Origin of the sequence: Bacillus yapensis (assembly GCF_005280205.1) — a bacterium.
GTDB lineage: Bacteria > Bacillota > Bacilli > Bacillales > Cytobacillaceae > Robertmurraya > Robertmurraya yapensis.
Genome location: NZ_SUND01000042.1, coordinates 1 through 1,913, shown reverse-complemented (window position 1 = coordinate 1,913; position 1,913 = coordinate 1). Strand labels below are relative to the sequence as shown.

At 55.9% G+C, this 1,913-nt stretch carries 2 protein-coding genes; one reads left to right on the top strand and one right to left on the bottom strand.

The window, feature by feature from the left end; genetic code table 11:
• Nucleotides 1–214: 214 nt before the first annotated feature.
• The gene (locus FAR12_RS23060; RefSeq protein WP_126411079.1) at nucleotides 215–1,078 is read right to left on the bottom strand and encodes a replication initiation factor domain-containing protein; all 864 of its coding nucleotides are present in this window, start codon (nucleotides 1,076–1,078) and stop codon (nucleotides 215–217) included.
• A 480-nt stretch (nucleotides 1,079–1,558) separates the two neighbouring features.
• Here FAR12_RS23060 and FAR12_RS23055 point away from each other — a divergent pair, with 480 nt between their 5' ends.
• The gene (locus tag FAR12_RS23055; protein WP_126411078.1) at nucleotides 1,559–1,753 is read left to right on the top strand and encodes a hypothetical protein; all 195 of its coding nucleotides are present in this window, start codon (nucleotides 1,559–1,561) and stop codon (nucleotides 1,751–1,753) included.
• Nucleotides 1,754–1,913 lie beyond the last annotated feature (160 nt).

The window sequence follows — 1,913 nt, the reverse complement described above, 5'->3', positions numbered from 1 at the left end:
GGCACTTTTCGAACCTGCTACAGGCCTTGAAAATAAAGGCTTACAGAGGATTTAACCCCTGTTTTTTTGTCAGAGGATTTCGCATCTATACCAAGGGACCGAACTGGCGCGCTTCGCTTGCCCGCTGCACACGCTCGCCCGGCTGCCTCCGTCCTCGCGGTCGCCCGCTCCGGGCGTCGGCATCCGCGCAATCGCGCACAGCTCTACAGATGAGCTAGGCCGTTTCGGTAGCCTGGCTACCTGATCGATCCGCAATACGCTGCCGATGCTCAGACAACGCTTCGCCCAGGACAACGCCAAAAGAGTCCCATCCGCCCGCCTCATTCGCCCATGCCTCGATCGTTTTTCCGTACTGAGCAAGAAACGCAATTCGCGCCCGATCCTTATCCGATGGACGCCAGACCGTACCCACGGCCTGATGCTTAAGCTTTTCCCAGCCGAGCACCCCCAACAAATCACCGACCCACCCCGCGGTAAACACATCATCCGCCCCCCACTGGGAAACATCGAGCCGCGCCTCTTTTGTCGGCCTCAAACGCACTTCCATACGCACCCAATCAAGCGAGACACCAGCCATCACGCCGCCCTGCTCAAACCCTTTTTCATACAGGCAGATCTGTATGGCCGACTGAGTAGATCCCAAATACAACGTCCTACCCTCGCCCCGCGCCCAATCGCCCTGCTGATTGATCGAGATACGGCGCGCCTGAGCAAACTCGATCATGTGAGCGGCCAAGGAATCAAAAAGCCCCTCTTCATCCCAATCCACACAGGAATCGACCCTGCTGATCGCGGTCATTTTGCCGAAGCGCTTTAACGCAGCTGCCAAGGTCGGAGCCTCGACAGAACTGGACGTAACGTGAACCCCCGGATTACCACCCCACCAGACCCGGCAAAGGACGTTATCGCCACGCCGAACCTCAGCGCCGTATGTGTAACCGTGCATTGCCTTGGCTTGAGCAAAATCGCTCAATTCCCATGTGGCCGTGAGAAGGTCAGCGAGACCACTTTCGAACGGATCGGAAACGTAAATCGTGGCCTGATACCAGTCGAATTTTGCAGGTTGAACTACCGACATACCCTGTCACCCCTTCAAAGGCCCGGTTTAGAGCGGCTGGACGGCTTTTTTGGGAGTGCTTTTGAGTGGGGACCCCCCCTACCTGACCCCCGTGTTACAGGGACGGGGGTTGACCCCACATCAGAACCCACCGAAACCGCCTCTTTTTTGAACCCCGAAAGGAGCATATCGAGCTGCCCCGTAGACTGCCCCGCGACCGACACAAGATCCTGATGCACATCCTCAACCACACGGCGCAAACCATCCTTAATCTGCTGTGGAGCCTCCTTAGCGGCCTCCAGAAGCGCGACAGTGCGATTAAGCGCCGGAACTATAGAATCGAGCATGTCAGCGATCACAGCCCCCCTTGAGCGACCCTGAAGGGTTGCTAGACGATCTATCACCACATGAGTTTCAGGCTCTAACGTGACCTGGACGCGAGGCTTGATGGTTGGCATGACATTCTCCGGTGGACACTTTGGATTTTAGTGTGGCCCGAAGGTGGACACCTGTCAACGATATGGACACCGACAAGGAAGGTTGAACGCCGGGAAGCGGCATCGAGCAATGGCGAATGCAGGAAAACAGCAGGATAAGAGCGGGAAAACGACAGGACAGATGCACAAAAATGGCACTCAAGTCGCAACCATTCCCGGCGTAAAAAAAGGCATCAAATGGGCAGGATGTGTGAAGTAGGCCTACCGCCGCTACTTCCCCGCCTGCCTTATTCGCCTACGGCTCAACGGTGATTATTCGCGGCACTTTTCGAACCTGCTACAGGCCTTGAAAATAAAGGCTTACAGAGGATTTAACCCCTGTTTTTTTGTCAGAGGATTTCGCATCTATACCAAGGGAC

Excerpts from the sequence above, each read along its gene's own strand:
- FAR12_RS23060 (WP_126411079.1), bottom strand. The coding sequence starts at position 1,078 with ATGTCGGTAGTTCAACCTGCAAAATTCGACTGGTATCAGGCCACGATT.